The sequence below is a fragment of the Streptomyces sp. NPDC001941 genome, from assembly GCF_040296945.1.
Classification (GTDB): domain Bacteria; phylum Actinomycetota; class Actinomycetes; order Streptomycetales; family Streptomycetaceae; genus Streptomyces.
Window position 1 is genome coordinate 1 of the sequence record NZ_JBEOYE010000153.1, and the last position, 14,427, is coordinate 14,427.

16 protein-coding genes are annotated in these 14,427 nt (G+C 73.9%); 7 read left to right on the top strand and 9 right to left on the bottom strand.

All coding sequences use genetic code 11. The features are described 5' to 3' along the window. The first annotated feature begins 102 nt into the window (after window positions 1–102). Together ABT160_RS44260 and ABT160_RS44265 are read left to right on the top strand one after the other, a co-directional pair. Complete coding sequence (locus ABT160_RS44260; RefSeq protein ID WP_351655288.1) at window positions 103–1,380, top strand: thymidine phosphorylase; 1,278 nt, start codon at window positions 103–105, stop codon at window positions 1,378–1,380. Window positions 1,381–1,449: 69 nt separating this feature from the next. Beyond that, a complete protein-coding gene (locus ABT160_RS44265; protein WP_351655291.1) occupies window positions 1,450–1,788 on the top strand; it encodes an STAS domain-containing protein in 339 nt (112 codons plus the stop codon). Here the strand turns inward: ABT160_RS44265 and ABT160_RS44270 are convergent. The 3 genes from ABT160_RS44270 to ABT160_RS44280 all read right to left on the bottom strand — a co-directional run bounded on the left by ABT160_RS44270 (window position 1,773) and on the right by ABT160_RS44280 (window position 4,985). Beyond that, complete coding sequence (locus ABT160_RS44270; RefSeq protein WP_351655293.1) at window positions 1,773–2,768, bottom strand: sigma-70 family RNA polymerase sigma factor; 996 nt, start codon at window positions 2,766–2,768, stop codon at window positions 1,773–1,775. The genes ABT160_RS44265 and ABT160_RS44270 overlap by 16 nt on opposite strands. Window positions 2,769–2,850: 82 nt before the next feature. Then, complete coding sequence (locus ABT160_RS44275; RefSeq protein ID WP_351655296.1) at window positions 2,851–3,549, bottom strand: L,D-transpeptidase family protein; 699 nt, start codon at window positions 3,547–3,549, stop codon at window positions 2,851–2,853. Between the two features lie 155 nt (window positions 3,550–3,704). Continuing rightward, on the bottom strand, window positions 3,705–4,985 hold the full coding sequence (locus tag ABT160_RS44280) for an MFS transporter (protein WP_351655299.1): 1,281 nt from the start codon (window positions 4,983–4,985) through the stop codon (window positions 3,705–3,707). Between the two features lie 62 nt (window positions 4,986–5,047). Here ABT160_RS44280 and ABT160_RS44285 point away from each other — a divergent pair, with 62 nt between their 5' ends. After that, the gene (locus tag ABT160_RS44285; protein WP_351655302.1) at window positions 5,048–6,031 is read left to right on the top strand and encodes a LysR family transcriptional regulator; all 984 of its coding nucleotides are present in this window, start codon (window positions 5,048–5,050) and stop codon (window positions 6,029–6,031) included. A gap of 28 nt (window positions 6,032–6,059) precedes the next feature. Here the strand turns inward: ABT160_RS44285 and ABT160_RS44290 are convergent, their stop codons facing one another. Further along, a complete protein-coding gene (locus ABT160_RS44290; protein WP_351655329.1) occupies window positions 6,060–6,782 on the bottom strand; it encodes an alpha/beta fold hydrolase in 723 nt (240 codons plus the stop codon). Window positions 6,783–6,991: 209 nt separating this feature from the next. Between ABT160_RS44290 and ABT160_RS44295 the strand changes: the two genes are divergently transcribed. From ABT160_RS44295 to ABT160_RS44305, 3 genes are all read left to right on the top strand, one after another. Beyond that, a complete protein-coding gene (locus ABT160_RS44295; protein WP_351655304.1) occupies window positions 6,992–8,146 on the top strand; it encodes an adenosine deaminase in 1,155 nt (384 codons plus the stop codon). A 125-nt stretch (window positions 8,147–8,271) separates the two neighbouring features. Next, window positions 8,272–8,667 (top strand): ATP-binding protein, encoded by a 396-nt coding sequence (locus ABT160_RS44300; protein ID WP_351655307.1) that lies wholly within the window; start codon window positions 8,272–8,274, stop codon window positions 8,665–8,667. Window positions 8,668–8,782: 115 nt separating this feature from the next. Further along, window positions 8,783–9,478 (top strand): hypothetical protein, encoded by a 696-nt coding sequence (locus ABT160_RS44305; protein WP_351655310.1) that lies wholly within the window; start codon window positions 8,783–8,785, stop codon window positions 9,476–9,478. Between the two features lie 79 nt (window positions 9,479–9,557). Here ABT160_RS44305 and ABT160_RS44310 read toward each other — a convergent pair whose 3' ends face one another. The 5 genes from ABT160_RS44310 to afsQ1 all read right to left on the bottom strand — a co-directional run bounded on the left by ABT160_RS44310 (window position 9,558) and on the right by afsQ1 (window position 13,334). Continuing rightward, window positions 9,558–9,758 (bottom strand): PspC domain-containing protein, encoded by a 201-nt coding sequence (locus ABT160_RS44310; protein ID WP_351655313.1) that lies wholly within the window; start codon window positions 9,756–9,758, stop codon window positions 9,558–9,560. Between the two features lie 91 nt (window positions 9,759–9,849). Beyond that, window positions 9,850–10,410 carry a VanZ family protein gene (locus tag ABT160_RS44315; RefSeq protein ID WP_351655315.1) on the bottom strand — a complete coding sequence of 187 codons (561 nt, stop codon included), beginning with the start codon at window positions 10,408–10,410 and terminating at the stop codon, window positions 9,850–9,852. Window positions 10,411–10,483: 73 nt separating this feature from the next. Then, window positions 10,484–11,089 (bottom strand): hypothetical protein, encoded by a 606-nt coding sequence (locus ABT160_RS44320; protein ID WP_351655318.1) that lies wholly within the window; start codon window positions 11,087–11,089, stop codon window positions 10,484–10,486. Continuing rightward, on the bottom strand, window positions 11,086–12,660 hold the full coding sequence (locus ABT160_RS44325; protein ID WP_351655321.1) for an ATP-binding protein: 1,575 nt from the start codon (window positions 12,658–12,660) through the stop codon (window positions 11,086–11,088). Before ABT160_RS44325 ends, ABT160_RS44320 begins: the two co-directional genes overlap by 4 nt. Then, complete coding sequence (afsQ1, locus tag ABT160_RS44330; RefSeq protein ID WP_351655323.1) at window positions 12,657–13,334, bottom strand: two-component system response regulator AfsQ1; 678 nt, start codon at window positions 13,332–13,334, stop codon at window positions 12,657–12,659. The genes ABT160_RS44325 and afsQ1 overlap by 4 nt, the downstream gene beginning before the upstream one ends. A 182-nt stretch (window positions 13,335–13,516) precedes the next feature. On the opposite strand from afsQ1, the gene ABT160_RS44335 reads away from it, so the two are divergent. Beyond that, a complete protein-coding gene (locus ABT160_RS44335) occupies window positions 13,517–14,248 on the top strand; it encodes a SigE family RNA polymerase sigma factor (protein WP_351655326.1) in 732 nt (243 codons plus the stop codon). Window positions 14,249–14,427 lie beyond the last annotated feature (179 nt).

Here is a 14,427-nt window from a genome sequence, read left to right on the forward strand (position 1 = left end):
GCCCTGCCCGGTCACCCGGGCAGGGCCGCCGCTCCTTCCCCCCTCTATGCGCGTAGAGTCGCGCCTGAGCCGCAAGAGCAACCGAAGCCGGAAGGACATGCCATGGACGTCATCTCCGTCATCCGCACCAAGCGGGACAAGGGCGAGCTGAGCCCGGAGCAGATCGACTGGGTCATCGACGCCTACACCCGTGGCGTGGTCGCCGACGAGCAGATGTCGGCCCTGGCGATGGCGATCCTGCTGAACGGCATGAACCGCGACGAGATCGCCCGCTGGACCGCCGCCATGATCGCCTCCGGCGAGCGGATGGACTTCGGCGCGCTCTCCCGCCCCACCGCCGACAAGCACTCCACCGGCGGCGTCGGCGACAAGATCACCCTGCCGCTCGCCCCGCTCGTCGCCGCCTGCGGCGCGGCCGTGCCGCAGCTCTCCGGCCGCGGCCTCGGCCACACCGGCGGCACCCTGGACAAGCTGGAGTCCATCCCCGGCTGGCGCGCGCTGCTCTCCAACGAGGAGATGCTGCACGTCCTGGACACCACCGGCGCGGTCATCTGCGCGGCGGGCGACGGCCTGGCCCCCGCCGACAAGAAGCTGTACGCGCTGCGCGACGTCACCGGCACCGTCGAGGCCATCCCGCTGATCGCCTCCTCGATCATGTCCAAGAAGATCGCCGAGGGCACCGACTCGCTGGTCCTGGACGTCAAGGTGGGCTCCGGCGCCTTCATGAAGACCATCGAGGACGCCCGCGAACTGGCCTCCACCATGGTCGCGCTGGGCACCGACAGCGGTGTGCGGACCGTCGCGCTGCTCACCGACATGTCCACCCCGCTCGGCCTGACCGCGGGCAACGCCCTGGAGGTCCGCGAGTCCGTCGAGGTGCTGGCCGGCGGCGGCCCCGCCGACGTGGTCGAGCTGACCCTGGCGCTGGCCCGCGAGATGCTGGACGCGGCCGGGCTGAAGGACGCCGACCCGGCCAAGGCGCTCGCCGACGGCTCCGCCATGGACGTGTGGCGCCGGATGATCTCCGCCCAGGGCGGCGACCCGGACGCGGCCCTGCCGGTCGCCCGCGAGAGCCACGTCGTCACGGCCCCGTCCTCCGGCGTGCTGACCCGCCTGGACGCGTACGACATCGGCGTGGCCGCCTGGCGCCTGGGCGCCGGCCGGGCGCGCAAGGAGGACCCGGTGCAGGCGGGCGCGGGCGTCGAGCTGCACGCCAAGCCGGGCGACACGGTCACCGCGGGCCAGCCCTTGCTGACCCTGCACACGGACACCCCGGAGAAGTTCGACTACGCCCTGGAGTCCCTGACGGGCTCCTACGACGTGGCCCCCGAGGGCACCGGCTTCACCGCGGCCCCGATCGTCCTGGACCGCATCGCCTGACGGCCTCCCGGCCCGGCCGCTCCCCGGTCCTACCGATGAGTTCCGGCCTCCGGGCCGGTCCTCTCCTGCATGGACAGCACGCAGCCGAGCGTCACCCCGCCGATCGTCACCTCACCGATCGTCCTCGCGGTCGTCGGCCGGATCACCCCGGCCGACGTACCGCCGCTGTACGCCCAGGTCGAGGAGTGCCTCGCCGAAGCCGCCGAGCTCGGGGCCACCGAGGTGGTCTGTGACGTCGGCGGCCTGCGCCGGCCGTCCCTCGCCGCGGTCAACCTGCTGGCCAAGCTGCGGCTGGCCGGGCGGCGGCGGGGCTGCCGGGTCCGGCTCCAGCGGGCCGGACCCGAACTCCTGGACCTGCTCGGGCTGGTCGGCCTGGCCGAGCTCGCCGAGTCTCAGGCGGCGGGCTGACCCTCCTTGTCCAGCCGGGCGGGCAGCCCGAACAGCGGGAACCAGCGCGGGGTGTCCAGGAAGAAGTTCTGCCCGGCGATCTTGCCGTCGCGCAGTTCGAGCACGATGAGCGCCCACGGCTCGAAGCCCTCGCCGTCCTGCGACGGGTGGTACTGCGCGAACGCCGGGGCGCCGTTGGCCACGGTGGGCACCAGGCGCGAGCCGCTGCACACCGAGCCCACGCCCAGCATCCAGCCGACCATGGCCTCGTGACCGGTGAACCACAGGTCGTAGGGCGGCATGGAGAAGGTGGCGTCCTCGTGCACCAGGGCGGTCAGCGCCTGCATGTCGTACCCCTCGAAGGCGGCGACGTAGCGCTCCAGGAGCTTCTTCTGCTCCTCGTCCAGCGGGTCGGCCGCGTCGCTCGCGCCGGGGGACTGCTCCGCGAGCGTGGCCCGGGCCCGCTGGAGCGCGCTGTTGACCGAGGCGACCGAGGTCTCCAGGAGCTCCGCGACCTCGCTGGCCTGCCAGGCCAGCACCTCGCGCAGGATCAGCACCGCCCGCTGCTTGGGCGGCAGGTGCTGCAGGGCCGCGACGAACGCCAGCCGGATCGTCTCGCGCTGCAGCGCGGCCTCCGCCGGGTCGTCCGCGGTCGGCAGCACCCGCCCGTCCGGCACCGGCTCCAGCCAGGCCGACTCCACCAGCGGGGCGCCGAGCTTGGCCTCGTTGATCGGGGTCGCGGCGGTCAGGTCCATCGGGCGGGCCCGGCGGTTGCCCGCCTTGAGCGCGTCCAGGCAGACGTTCGTCGCGATGCGGTACAGCCACGAGCGCAGGCTGGAACGGCCCTCGAACTTCTCGAAGCTGCGCCAGGCCCGCACCATCGTGTCCTGGACCGCGTCCTCCGCCTCGAAGGACGAGCCCAGCATCCGGTAGCAGTAACCGGTCAGCTCGGTGCGGTACTTCTCCAGGTCGGAGAGGTCCTTGGTCGCCACGTCACCCATCGGGTCCACCCCTGTCACCCCTCGCCGGAGCCCGGTCGGCTCCGGCTCAGGGAAAACTACAGGAGGGCACTGACAGCGGGGGTCAGGTTCCCGGCTTGCGCCCGTAGACGAAGACGTCGTCCCCGTTGCGCAGCAGGCTCCAGTACGCCTTGGCGTCGGCCACCCGCATGTTCACGCAGCCCGCCGAACCCGGCGGGTTCCACATGGACTTGGTGACCGAGTGGAAGGCCTGCCCGCCGTCGAAGAACTGCGAGTAGGGCATCGAGACGTTGTACAGCGACGAGACGTGGTCGATGTCGCGCCAGTAGACCTTCTTCAGGCCGGTGCGGGTCTCCGCGCCGTCCCGGCCGGTGCGCACCGGCACCGGGCCGTACGTGAGCTTCTTGCCGTCCTGGATCCAGCTCAGCTGCCGGGTCAGGTCCACGCACGCGATGCGGCCCTTGTTGGTCGGGCACTTGCCCGCCGCGTTGGGGGTCTTCCCCGCCGCGCGCTGGGCCAGCATCGTGTTCATGGTGCGCCAGGTCAGCTCACCGGCGTAGCCGATGGTCGGGGTGATCCCGTGCTGGGCCTGGAACTTCTGGGTGGCCTTGCAGTCGGCTGCCGACTGCTTACCGTCCACCGGGCGGCCCAGGAAGCGCTCCACGCGCGTCTGGTACGGGCCGGTCGACGTGGTGCACGACGCCGCCTGGGCGGGGGCCGCGGTCACCACGGCCAGCGGGACCACCATGCCGGCGGCCCCGAGCAGCGCTCCGGCCGCTCTTGATATGCGTACGCCTGCCATGGGCAACTCCTTGTGCGTTTCCGCGTGTCAGCGGGTCTTGTGCCCCGTTTGACGCACAGGGGTGAGTGGGAGTTGCACGGGAAAGGTGACGAATTGGCAGCGGTTCGCGCGGCGTTGCGCAGCCGCTGCCGTCCGGCCTGCTCAGCGGGGGGTCGTCAGGCCCGGACCGTACGGACCGGGGAGCGCGGCGCGACCGGCCGGCGGGCCTCGGCGCGGGCCGCGTGGGTGCCGTACAGGGTGATCGAGACGACGCCGAGGACCGCGACCAGGCCGAGCAGTACGGTGCCCGCCCAGCCGCCCGCGTGGAAGGCGACGGCGCCCAGCGTGCCGCCCGCGCTGGAGCCCACGTAGTACGCGGACTGGTACAGCGCCGACGCCTGCGCGCGGCCCGTCCTCGCCGTCCGGCTGACCGAGGAGGAGGCCACCGCGTGGCCCGCGAAGAAGCCCGCGGTGATCAGGACCAGGCCGCCGAGCACGGAGGCCAGCGAGTCGGCCAGGGAGAGCAGCAGGCCCGCCGCCGTGGTGCCGACCGCCAGGTAGAGCGCGCCGCGCCGGCCCACCCGGCCGACCAGCTTCCCGGCCGCCGCCGAGGAGACGGTGCCCACCAGGTAGACCAGGAAGATCGAGCCGACCACGCCCTGCGGAAGGCTGAACGGGGCCTGGACGAGCCGGTAGCCGATCACCGTGTAGACCGCGCCGAACACCGTCATGAACAGCGCGCCGATCGCGTACAGCCGCAGCAGCAGCGGATCCGACAGGTGCGTGCGCACCGTGCGGCCCAGCGCCCGGGGGTCGAGGCTGCCCGGAGTGAAGTGCCGCGCCCGCGGCAGCAGCAGCCGGAAGGCCACCGCGCAGACGGCCGCCAGCACGCCGACCGCCGCCAGCGCCGCGCGCCAGCCCCACAGCTGGGCGACCCAGCCGGTGAGGATGCGTCCGCTCATGCCGCCGATGGAGTTGCCCGCCACGAACAGGCCGATCGCGCCGACCAGCGCGCGCGGGCGCACCTCCTCCGCCAGGTACGCCATCGCCGACGCGGGCAGCCCGGCCAGCGCCGCGCCCTGCACCGCGCGCAGCACCACCAGCCACTCCAGGCTGGGCGCCAGCGGCACCAGCAGGCCCACGGCCACCGCGACGGCGAGCGAGGCGGACATCATCCGGGAGCGGCCGAGGCGCTCCGAGAAGGCGCTCAGCGGCAGCACGCACAGGGCCAGGGCGCCGGTCGCGGCGGAGACGGTCCAGCTGGCGGCCGAGGCGGTCGCGCCGAAGGAGGCGGAGACGGCGGGCAGCAGGGCCTGGGTGGAGTAGAGGAGGGCGAAGGTGGCGACCCCGGCGGCGAAGAGCGCCAGGCTCATCCGGCGGTAGCCGGGCAGTCCGGGGGTCAGGCGGGAGTCGGCGTCCACCGGGTGGGTGGACGCCTCGGTATCGGCGGAAGGCATGCGTCGAACGTAGGACGGTCCCGCTCATGCGTCCAATGCACGAACGGGCTTTAATCGTTCCCATGGTGCATGAGTACAGCTCAGCGGCTCGACTGTCACTGAACAGTTACGAAGAAGACATGGGACCGCTGCTCGCGCCGCGGCTCGCCCAGTTCGCCGCGGTCGCCCGGCACGAGCACGTGACCCGGGCCGCGCACGAGCTCGGGGTGCCCCAGTCCACCCTGTCGCGGGCGCTGGTCCGGCTGGAACAGGACCTGGGCGTGGCCCTCTTCGCCCGGCGCGGCCGGACCCTCGCGCTCACCCCCGCCGGACGCACCTTCCTGGCCTCGGTGGAGCGGGCCCTGGCCGAGGTCGAGCGGGCCGCCGACTCGGTGCGCGCCGACGCCGACCCCGGCGCGGGCCGGGTCGCCTTCGGCTTCCTGCACACCATGGGCTCCGAGACGGTCCCCGCGCTGATCCGGGCCTTCCGGGTGGACCACCCCCGGGTCCGCTTCACCCTGGTGCAGAACTACGGCGAGGCGATGCTGGACCGGCTGCGGGCCGGCGAGCTCGACCTGTGCCTGACCTCCCCGGTGCCGGACGAGCCGGGACTGGTGGCCCGGCGCCTGGACGAGCAGCGGCTGCGCCTGGTCGTCCCCGACGACCACCGGCTGGCCGGCCGCAAGCGCGTCCGCCTCGCGGAGGCCGCCGAGGAGCCCTTCGTCACCCTGGAACCCGGCTACGGGCTGCGCCGCATCACCGACGACCTGTGCGCCGAGGCGGGCTTCCGGCCCCGGGTGGCCTTCGAGGGCGAGGAGGCCGAGACGCTGCGCGGCCTGGTCGCGGCGGGCCTGGGCGTCGCGCTGCTGCCGCCGCCCGCGGTGGCCAGGCCCGGCGTGGTGGAGCTGACGGTCACCGGGCAGCGGGCGGTGCGCGAGATCGGCGTCGCCTGGCTGGAGGGGCACCCGGACACCGCCCCGGTGGCCGCCTTCAAGAAGTTCCTGCTCGCGCAGCGCGGCCACCTGCTGCCCAAGGGCAGCCGCGCCCCGGCCGGGGAACTTGGCTGACCGGCGCGGCACCCGGCCGGCCGGCCGCTCAGTCCCGCTCGCTCCGCAGCGACCTCCCGAACCCCGCCGCCAGCGGCATCCGCAGGCCCAGCGGCGGCGGGGCCGCCAGCGCGTCCGCCACCGGGCGCGCGTAGGCGTGCCCGAACAGCGAGCCGAGCACGAAGTCCGCGGCCAGCGCCTGGACTTCGGAGCGGTGCTGGCGCAGCGCGTGCCCGTCGGAGTGCACCTCGAAGCGGCAGGTGTCCCGGTTGGCCTTCTTGGCGCGCTCGGCCAGCCGGTAGGACAGCTCGGGGTCGGTGCGCGCGTCGTTGGTGCCGTGCACGATCAGCACGTGCCGGCCGCCGAGCTGCTTCACCGGTTCGGGGGTCGCCGCGACGTCGTCCTCGGGCAGCCAAGGGGCCATCGCGAGCACGGAGTTGACGGCCGTGTGGCCCGCCGCGCGCAGCGCCGCCCGGCCGCCCATGCCGAGGCCGACCAGGCAGACGGGCACGTCGCCGTAGCGCCGTACCACCTCGCTCACCGCCCAGGAGGCGTCGGACGCGAGCCGGGCGTCGGTGCCGTTCCAGCCGCGTCCCCGGTAGCGCAGCACGTGCGCGACCAGGCCCTCCTCCCGTCCTGCCCGGGCCAGCGCGCGGGCGGTGGGCAGGCTTCGCGCGTACGCCAGGGCCGACGCGCCGCGCGCCGACTCCGCTTCGCCGTCCGGGAGTACGAGCGCGACCGCCCCGGCCCCGCGCGCCGCCGCCGCCCCCAGGGCACGGCCGAGCCGGGGCGCGCGCGTTCCGCTGGTCCCTACGAGTGCGTGATGCGTCACGGCAGAACAGTCTCAGAAGACGAGGTGTACGCCACCCGTCGTCGCGGTCTCTGTTACGTATCGGCGCGACCGGCGGCGCACCGGCGGGACCCGGCCACGCATGTCCGCGACACCCGGCGCTCTACGCGCGTAGGGGCTAGAGTGCGCAGATGACGAGCCAGACCCCCAGCGTCCCCGACGCCGACCAGATCCGGCGCGCCCCGAAGGTGCTGCTCCACGACCACCTCGACGGCGGGCTGCGCCCCGGCACGATCATCGAACTCGCCCGCGAGACGGGCTACGAAGCGCTCCCCGAGACCGAGCCCGACAAGCTCGGGACCTGGTTCAGGGAGGCCGCCGACTCCGGCTCCCTGGAGCGCTACCTGGAGACCTTCGCGCACACCTGCGCCGTCATGCAGACCCGCGAGGCCCTGGTCCGGGTCGCCGCCGAGTGCGCGCAGGACCTCGCCGAGGACGGCGTGGTCTACGCGGAGGTGCGGTACGCGCCCGAGCAGCACCTGGAGAAGGGCCTCACCCTGGAGGAGGTCGTCGAGGCGGTCAACGAGGGCTTCCGCGAGGGCGAGCGGCGGGCCCGCGAGAGCGGCCACCGGATCCGGGTGGGCGCCCTGCTGACCGCGATGCGGCACGCGGCCCGCGCCCTGGAGATCGCCGAACTCGCCAACCGCTACCGGGACCTGGGCGTCGTCGGCTTCGACATCGCGGGCGCCGAGGCGGGCTTCCCGCCCACCCGGCACCTGGACGCCTTCGAGTACCTCAAGCGGGAGAACAACCACTTCACGATCCACGCGGGCGAGGCCTTCGGCCTGCCGTCGATCTGGCAGGCCCTGCAGTGGTGCGGCGCCGACCGGCTCGGCCACGGCGTGCGGATCATCGACGACGTCCAGGTGGCCGAGGACGGCGGCGTCAAGCTCGGCCGGCTCGCCGCCTACGTACGGGACAAGCGGATCCCGCTGGAGCTGTGCCCGACGTCCAACCTGCAGACCGGCGCCGCCAGCTCGTACGCCGAGCACCCCATCGGGCTGCTGCGCAAGCTGCACTTCCGGGCCACGGTGAACACCGACAACCGGCTGATGAGCGGCACCAGCATGAGCCGCGAGTTCGAGCTGCTGACCGAGACGTTCGGCTACACGCTCGACGACGTCCAGTGGTTCACGGTCAATGCGATGAAATCAGCTTTCATTCCTTTCGATGAACGCCTCGCGATGATCAATGACGTCATCAAGCCCGGCTTCGCGGAGCTGAAGTCCGAATGGCTGTTCAGGCAGACCGCCACGACCAGCGACTTGGCGTCCGACGCGGGCTGACGAAGACCCCCAACGAGCGGCCGCGATGTGGGTTTCCCGGCCGCTCGGGGGTGGTTTGCGGGGGTGTGCGGGGCGTGGCTAGCTTGCAGAGCCGCTCAGCCCCCAACCCCCCAAGGATGACCAAGATGAAGCAGTCCGCCGCCAAGGCCCTCGGTGTCGCCGCCCTCGGAGCCGCCTTCGCCGCCGCCGCAGCCGGCAGCGCCTCCGCGGTCGCCGCGGCCCCCGCCGTGCCGGACGCGGGTGCCGCGCTGGACACCGTCACCCACCTGGTGCCGGTGGAGAACACGGCCGCTCAGCTGCCCGCGGGTGGCCCGGAGGCCCTGTCCGCCGGGAAGAACGCCCTGGCCAGCGGTGTCGCCGCCGCCCCGGCGACCGCCAACCAGACCCTCCCCGCCGTCACCGGCAAGAGCGACGCCGACCCGGTCTCCGGCCTGCTCGGCGGCCTGCCCACCGGTGGTCTGCCCACCGGCGGCCTGCCCACCAGCACCCTGCCGACGGGTGCCGTGCCGTCCCTCGGCTGAGCACCCCCGGCCGCACCCCGGCACCCGGGCCGCGACACGCGCCCGGAACGCCCAAAGGTGGGGCGGACGCCCGTTTCGGGCGTCCGTCCCACCTCGGCTGTGCCAGGATCCGGCCATGCACGTGAAGGCCACCGCCACGGCCGCTACGGCCGTCCTCCTGCTGCTCGCCACCGGCTGCGCGGGGAGCGGCCCCGAGCCGGGCCGCGAGACCGGCAAGAGCCGCGACCGCGCGGACACCCCCGCCGCCAGGGAGCGCAAGCTCCAGCGGGCCGCGCTGGCCCCGGGCGACCTGCCCGGCTACCAGGTGTCCGACGCGCGCGCCCCCGCCGCCACCGGGCGGCCCAGGGCCGACCGCAGGCAGTGCCAGCCGCTGGCCGACGCGATGGGCGACCGGCCCGGCGCCGGGGCGGTGGCCACGGCCGCCCGGGGCATCGGCTCCCAGAAGGACCTGGGCCTCGCCGTCTCCGCGTCCGTCAGTACGTACTCCACGACCGCGGCCCGCACGCTGATGGCCGAGCTGCGGGCGGCCGTGGCGGCCTGCGGAGCGGGCTTCAACGCCACCCTCCAGGGCCGCTCGGGGCACTACGCCGACGTGCGCACCGCCCCCTACCGCACCCGGGGCGAGGACACCGTCAGCTGGACGACCACCGGGGCCACCCAGGGCATCCGGGCCCCGCTGCACCTGGTGGTGGTCCGCCAGGGCGCCACGGTGGTGCGGTTCATGGCGCTGGACATCGCGGACCGCGCGACCCCCCGGGTCCCCCAGGAGGTCGCCGACAAGCAGCTGGAGAAGGTCTCCCGCCATTTCTGAGACCTGGACTTCCGAGACCTGGACTTCCGAGCCCGGGACTTCCGAGCCCGGTGCTTCCGCGGCCGGTGGTCCGCGCGGCCTACCAGGCGGTCGAAGGGGACTTCTCCGAGGGGAGCAGCACCCAGAGCGCCAGGTAGAGCAGGAACTGGGGGCCGGGAAGCAGGCAGGAGAGCACGAAGATCACGCGCATGGTGTTCGCGGAGGTTCCGAAGCGCCGTGCCAGCGCTGCGCAGACTCCGCCGATCACGCGTCCGTCACGGGGGCGGGCAAGGGCGGCCATGGTGGGCTCCTTCACGAGTCCTTCGGGGAGCCGCTCCGTCGGGCTCCCGATGACTCCATGGTGTCCCGGACCAAGGGGACGAAGCGTCGATCTACGGGGCGATCCCGACCCTGGGAATCGTCGGGGTCACCCCCTGAGACACCTCGTCCCGCAGCAGGGGCCCGCCGTCCTCCCCACGGGCGACGGCCGCCCCGCGCCGCCGCAGCCGCGCCCGGCCCGCCGGCACCACCAGCAGGTGCGCCAGGGCCACGCCCACGGCGTTCAGGAGCACCGCGTCGACGTCCACCACCCGCCCCGGCACGGCCGTCTGCAGCAGCTCGATGCCCAGCGAGACCAGGGCCCCGGCCGCGGCCGTGCGCACCAGGGACGCCCACGGGGAGACCTTGAGGCGGCCGGCCACCCACGGCAGCAGCACGCCCAGCGGCGCTAGCAGCAGCAGCCCGCCGCCGATGCGGTGCGCGGCCTCGACGGGACCGAGCGCGAGGTCGGCCCTGATCCCGGCGAACGGCTCCAGATTGGGCGGCGTCACCCACATGACGTCCAGCGGCCTGAGGGTCAGCCACCCCACGAACACCAGATGCGCGAGGAGGACGACGAACCCCGCCGCGCGGAAGCGGATGGCGGCCCTGCCGCCGTTACCTGGACGCTGCACGACCCCCAAGACGCGGCCCCCGGCGGCGGCGGTTCCGCGCGGCCCGGCCGGTGGCACGGCTGTGACAGCGGTATCAGGACGGTGACGAAGCGGTCGGCGCGGCCGTCGGTACGGGCGAGGCGGGGGAGCTCTTGGTCCGCGCCGAACAGCGGTAGGCGCGCGGCGGGTACTCGCCGGGGCCGCCCAGCACCACCGTGCCCGCCGTCGCCGCCGCCTCGCTCTCCGCGAAGGTGCACACCAGCTGGGCCAGGCCCACCGCGGGCAGGTCCTCCGGCTGCCTGCTGAGCCGCAGCGTCCCGGCCGGGTCGCCCCGGCGCGCCGCCGACACCACCAACGGCCGGCGCAGCGAGGTGCTGAACCCGGCCTCGCGCTCGCCCTCGCCGGGCTCCGCGTCCAGCTGGTCCAGGAGCGCCTGCGCCACCCGCACCCGGTCGGCCACGCCCTTGTCGACGTCGATCGCGGCGGTGCGGTCCACGGCCACCAGCTCCGCGGCGCACACCAGGTACACCCGGACCGGCAGGCCGCCCTGGGACTGGGTGGCGACCCGGTCGCCGGACAGGCTGCACGGCACCCGGGAGGGCGCGGCGCCCGCGTCGACGGGGACCGAGGTGGTGCGGATCCCGCAGCCGGTGGCCAGCAGCAGAAGTACGGCGGCGGCGGCGGTGTGGCGTGCTCTCATGCTCCGGCGTCGTCTCCCCGTGTTCCCTGCGTGCCGTGTGTGCCGTGTGTGCCGTGCGTGCCCCGGGTCCGCTGCTCCTGCTCGCGCCCGGTGTGCCCGAGCGGCTCGGGCTCGATGTCCGAGGTGTCGCGCGGCAGGTGCAGCACGAAGACCGCGCCGTCCCCGTCGGGCGAGTTCGCCGCCGTGATCCGGCCGCCGTGGATCAGCGCGTTCTCCATGGCGATCGACAGGCCCAGGCCCGAGCCCTCGGACCGCGGGCGCGACGCGCTCGCCTTGTAGAAGCGGTCGAAGACGTGCGGCAGCACGTCCTGCGGGATGCCGGGGCCGTGGTCGCGCACCTCGATCACCAGCTCGTCGCCCACCGTGCGCACCTTCACGCGCACCGGGGAGCCGCCGTGCTTGAGGGCGTTGCCGATCAGGTTGGCCAGGATCACGTCGAGCCGGCGCGGGTCGAGGCGGACCATGGTGCCGCGCGCGGCGTCCAGCTCCACCGCGTCCAGCCAGGCCCGCGCGTCGATGCACGCGGTGACCTGGTCGGCGACGTCCACGTCGTCCAGGACCAGCCGGGCGGTGCCCGCGTCGAAGCGGGTCACCTCCATCAGGTTCTCCACCAGGTCGCCCAGCCTGCGGACCTCGCTGACCACCAGCGACACGGCCGGGGCGATCATCGGGTCCAGGCTCTCCTGCTCCTCCTCCAGGACCTCCGTGACGGCGGTCAGGGCGGTCAGCGGGGTGCGCAGCTCGTGCGACATGTCGGCGACGAACCGGCGGCTGGACTCCTCGCGGGAGCTCATGTCCGCGACCTTGCGCTCCAGCGCCTCGGCCGTGTCGTTGAAGGTGACCGCCAGCTCGGCCAGCTCGTCCGTGCCGGAGACCCGCAGCCGGGTGTCCAGCTTGCCCTCGCCCAGGCGCCGGGCCGCCTCGCCGAGCCGGTGCACCGGCTTCAGCACGGTCGTGGCCGCGGCCTGGGCCAGCAGGGCGGAGCCCAGCAGCGCCAGGGCGGTGGCGATCCCCAGCGACCAGGCCAGCGAGTTGAGGTCCTTCTGCTCCGGCTCCAGGGACTTGAACAGGTAGCCGGTCGGGCCGCCGCCGGAGATCTGCGTACCGCCGACCAGGTAGGGCGTGGTCCCGCGCTTGGTGCGCTGCCAGAAGAGGTGCTCGCGGTCCTTGACCGCCTCCCGCAGCGAGCCGGGCACGTCGTCGAGCGTGAAGCGGTCCGGGTCGGAGGTGCCGACGATCGGCTTGTCCGCGGCGCGCTCGCCGAGCAGCAGCACGCTGTAGCCGGCCCCGCTGGAGGCCATCTGCTCGGCGGTGCGCCGCAGGTCGTCCTCGTCGGGGTGCAGCGGCAGCGCGGCGGCCTGGCGCTGCATCTGCCGCCGGAAGTCGTCCAGCGCCGAGTCCTGGGTACGGGTGAGCACGGCCTCGCGGTTGAGCCAGTACGCGATGCCGGACGCGGAGACCGCCGCCGTCAGCGCGACGAGCGCGAAGACGACGACGAGCCGCAGCCGCAGGCTGGTGAAGCGGATCCGGGCGAGCAGGGAACGCTTGGCGGTCGTGCCGGACTTCGTCACTGAGGCGTGTCCAGCCGGTAGCCCACGCCCCGCACGGTACGGATCAGGGTCGGCGAGGACGGCACGTCCTCGACCTTGGCCCGCAGCCGCTGCACGCACGCGTCCACCAGCCGGGAGTCGCCCAGGTAGTCGTGCTCCCACACCAGCCGCAGCAGCTGCTGGCGGGAGAGGGCCTGGCCGGGGCGGCGGCTCAGCTCCAGGAGGAGGCGCAGCTCGGTCGGCGTGAGCTGCAGGTCCTCACCGTTCTTGGTGACGGTCATCGCGGCGCGGTCGATCACCAGGGAGCCGAAGGCGGCCGAGTCGGTGGACTCGCGCTCGCCGCGCCGCAGCACGGCCCGGATGCGGGCGTCCAGGACCCGGCCCTGCACCGGCTTGACGACGTAGTCGTCGGCGCCGGACTCCAGGCCGACCACGACGTCGATGTCGTCGCTGCGCGCGGTCAGCAGGATGATCGGCAGCTGGTCGGTGCGCCGGATGCGACGGCACACCTCGAAGCCGTCGATCCCGGGCAGCATCACGTCCAGCACGATCAGGTCAGGCCGCTGTTCGCGCAGCAGTTTCAGGCCGTCCTCGCCCGTGGCCGCGGTGGCCACGCGATGGCCCTGGCGGGTGAGGGAGAGTTCGAGGGCCGTGCGGATGGCGTCGTCGTCCTCGATCAGCAACAGGAAAGGCACCCGGCCATTCTGGCCCATGGGGGAGGTACGGATCGACAGTTGGGGCGCCCCCACCTGCCCACCGGTACCGGACCGTGCCCTGTGACAGGGCTGTGACAGTCGGCGGACACCGGCGTGAAGTCGCCCGGGCAAGCTCATTGGCACACGGACCGAAGCAGACTCCAATCGACGGGGGGCGCGAGATGAACGCACTGCACAGCACCACCACCAGCGCAGTTGTCACGCGCCTGCACGACGTCAGGAGCGGCGAGAAGTCCGGCGCCGTGAACGGGCGGGGGTGCGTCCGCGGCGCCGGGCGTCAGTACAAGGCGCCGTACATGGTGGCCGTGGCTGACGGGGGAGCGGGTGCGTACGGGGGAGCGCCGGGGGGCGCCGTGGAGCGGCCGTCCCTGTCGGAGGCGGAGTTCACCGCCTACGTCCAGGAGCGCCGCGCCTCCCTGTACGCCACCGCGTACCACCTGACCGGTGACCGCTTCGAGGCCGAGGACCTGCTCCAGAGCGCGCTGTTCTCCACGTACCGCGCCTGGGACCGGATCAGTGACAAGGCGGCGGTCGGGGGCTACCTGCGCCGCACCATGACCAACCTGCACATCAGCGCCTGGCGCCGGCGCAAGCTGAACGAGTACCCGACCGAGGAGCTGCCGGAGACGGCGGGCGACACGGACGCGATGCGCGGCACCGAGCTGCGCGCGGTGCTCTGGCAGGCGCTGGCCCGGCTGCCCGAACTGCAGCGCACCATGCTGGTGCTGCGCTACTACGAGGGCCGTACGGACCCGGAGATCGCGGAGATCCTGGACATCAGCGTCGGCACCGTGAAGTCGAGCATCTGGCGCTCGCTGCGCCGCCTGCGCGACGACGAGGTCCTGAGCTTCGGCCGCGACCAGGAGGAGTCCTTCGGGGAACTGGTGGCCTGACAGGGGACACCGGCACCACGGAGGTACGGGGGGAACACGGGGGAGCACGGGGGAAGTCGCGGGGCCGGACGGGCCGGGGGGGTGTCGTCGGGCCCCGCACCCGAGTGGGCTGGGGCGTGGGGGGGGGGGGGGGGGGCATCGGGACCGACCGGCCACCCAGTGGGGGGGGGGGGGGGGAT

Excerpts from the sequence above, each read along its gene's own strand:
- ABT160_RS44285 (WP_351655302.1), top strand. The coding sequence starts at position 5,048 with ATGGTGCATGAGTACAGCTCAGCGGCTCGACTGTCACTGAACAGTTAC.
- ABT160_RS44310 (WP_351655313.1), bottom strand. The coding sequence starts at position 9,758 with ATGGCCGCCCTTGCCCGCCCCCGTGACGGACGCGTGATCGGCGGAGTC.
- ABT160_RS44280 (WP_351655299.1), bottom strand. The coding sequence starts at position 4,985 with ATGCCTTCCGCCGATACCGAGGCGTCCACCCACCCGGTGGACGCCGAC.
- ABT160_RS44270 (WP_351655293.1), bottom strand. The coding sequence starts at position 2,768 with ATGGGTGACGTGGCGACCAAGGACCTCTCCGACCTGGAGAAGTACCGC.
- ABT160_RS44275 (WP_351655296.1), bottom strand. The coding sequence starts at position 3,549 with ATGGCAGGCGTACGCATATCAAGAGCGGCCGGAGCGCTGCTCGGGGCC.
- ABT160_RS44305 (WP_351655310.1), top strand. The coding sequence starts at position 8,783 with ATGCACGTGAAGGCCACCGCCACGGCCGCTACGGCCGTCCTCCTGCTG.
- ABT160_RS44300 (WP_351655307.1), top strand. The coding sequence starts at position 8,272 with ATGAAGCAGTCCGCCGCCAAGGCCCTCGGTGTCGCCGCCCTCGGAGCC.
- ABT160_RS44335 (WP_351655326.1), top strand. The coding sequence starts at position 13,517 with ATGAACGCACTGCACAGCACCACCACCAGCGCAGTTGTCACGCGCCTG.
- ABT160_RS44320 (WP_351655318.1), bottom strand. The coding sequence starts at position 11,089 with ATGAGAGCACGCCACACCGCCGCCGCCGCCGTACTTCTGCTGCTGGCC.
- ABT160_RS44260 (WP_351655288.1), top strand. The coding sequence starts at position 103 with ATGGACGTCATCTCCGTCATCCGCACCAAGCGGGACAAGGGCGAGCTG.
- ABT160_RS44265 (WP_351655291.1), top strand. The coding sequence starts at position 1,450 with ATGGACAGCACGCAGCCGAGCGTCACCCCGCCGATCGTCACCTCACCG.
- ABT160_RS44295 (WP_351655304.1), top strand. The coding sequence starts at position 6,992 with ATGACGAGCCAGACCCCCAGCGTCCCCGACGCCGACCAGATCCGGCGC.